Genomic DNA, 1692 nt, shown 5'->3' with positions numbered 1-1692 from the left:
TCACTGTTGTAGAGCTGAAAAATAAAATCAGCGTCATCCGGCTTAACCATTCTAAGTGTCAAGCGTTCTGACTTCAGAGTCTGCATTGTAAACTTTCCGTCTATTTTCATCCTAGCTCTGAGCTTAACACCTACAATTAACGTAGAACATCTGTAGACAGAAACTTTAATCAAACATTGCTAGGGGGCTGTAGTTATGCGTGCCGCTTTTCTGCTAATAATTTCAATGTTATTGTCACCTTTAGGTTGGACCTACCCCACTTATTCTAGTGAGTGGTCCCATCGCAGTGTGATCTACTTTGCCCCAACCAATGACGAACACGTCAAACAGTTTTTACTCGAAACGCTGATCAACGAATGTGAACTCCAAGACAGAGATCTGATCACTTTAGTCGTAACCGAAGACGGCTTTAGTATGCCGAAATGGGTTAAGCACGAGTTCAATCTAGAGGCACTGTTTACCTTATACGACATTAAACCCGGCAGCCACACCGCGATCCTGATTGGTAAAGATGGTGGAGAAAAACTACGTTGGGGGAAAAACACCGATTGGGAACATGTGAAGCAGACCATCGACGTAATGCCAATGCGCCAATATGAGATGGCGAAGAAAGCGAGCCCCTGTTCCGCATGATTCTCACCCTAGCCCCTACTCAATAGCTATTTAATGATAAGTTTCGTACTATTGGCCTTAACCTGACAGTCGCAGGTAGAAGGGGTGGCATGGAAGAGTATTTAGATAGAATCAAACGACTAGAGCAAGAGAACCTGCAACTCAGAAAAGACAATGCTCGTCTACAAGAAAAGCTTAACGTTGCTCTAGATGGCAATGGCTTATGTTTATGGGAGCAGCACGTTCCCAGTGGCACTCTCACCATTTTCAACATGCAGTGGGGCAAAATGCTCGGTTATCAACCTTATGAGTTAACCGCCACTGTCGAGACCTGGAAAAAGAACTTACACCCGGACGACTACGACCTCGCAGTAGGCGCATTTGAAGACCACATCGCGGGTAAAACCGACCTCTATCAGGTGGTTCACCGTATGGTTCACAAAGATGGTACAGATAGCTGGGTATCCGACCGGGGAAGGATTGTCGAATACGATAATGATGGTAACCCGCTAAGGATGATGGGGACTCATATCGATATCACCCAAGAAAAACGCTATGAGCAACAGTTAGCCAAGTTGGCCAATAGCGATCCCTTGACGGGGCTACTGAACCGCAGCGCTATCGAACAAGCCTTTTATGACCAACACCAACAGAGCGAGCCTGGTGCAATACAAGCGTTGGTTTTTGTTGATATTGATAATTTTAAGTCAGTCAACGATGAGCTGGGTCATCACATTGGCGATCGCTTACTGGTCACTATCGCTGATAGGTTAAAAGATCTTTGTCCAAACGATGTTCAAATTGGTCGCTTAGGTGGCGATGAGTTTGTTATTCTGTCGCACTCATTGTCGCAAAACGCATTGATGATGTTATGTGACTCCCTACTCACCGATACTGCGTCGCACAACGATGGTGCTCGTCAATATTCTCAAATTGGCTTTAGTATTGGCGTCTGCTTTTATCAAGGCGTGGCACATAGATTTGAGGAGATTTACCAGCAAGCCGACAGTGCGATGTATCAAGTGAAAAAAAACGGTAAACACGGCGTTACCGTAGTGGATCTCATCAATAATTCAACAC

Annotated in this window: 2 protein-coding genes; both read left to right on the top strand. The window is 45.2% G+C overall.

Annotated features, from left to right (window positions below):
• Window positions 1–195: 195 nt before the first annotated feature.
• Window positions 196–633, top strand: coding sequence for a DUF4174 domain-containing protein (locus tag QTO00_RS19300; RefSeq protein WP_331426192.1), 438 nt, complete (start codon window positions 196–198; stop codon window positions 631–633).
• Between the two features lie 89 nt (window positions 634–722).
• On the top strand, window positions 723–1692 hold a 970-nt coding region (locus tag QTO00_RS19295; RefSeq protein ID WP_331426191.1), incomplete at its 3' end, for a sensor domain-containing diguanylate cyclase.

It is taken from the genome of Vibrio sp. M260118, from assembly GCF_036533755.1.
In the GTDB taxonomy this organism is placed as follows: domain Bacteria; phylum Pseudomonadota; class Gammaproteobacteria; order Enterobacterales; family Vibrionaceae; genus Vibrio.
Note: the sequence above shows the minus strand (reverse complement) of the source record. Positions and strands in the feature narration are given on the sequence as shown.

What these genes read in the sequence shown, in the direction of transcription:
- QTO00_RS19300 (WP_331426192.1), top strand. Translation starts at nt 196, where the DNA reads ATGCGTGCCGCTTTTCTGCTAATAATTTCAATGTTATTGTCACCTTTA.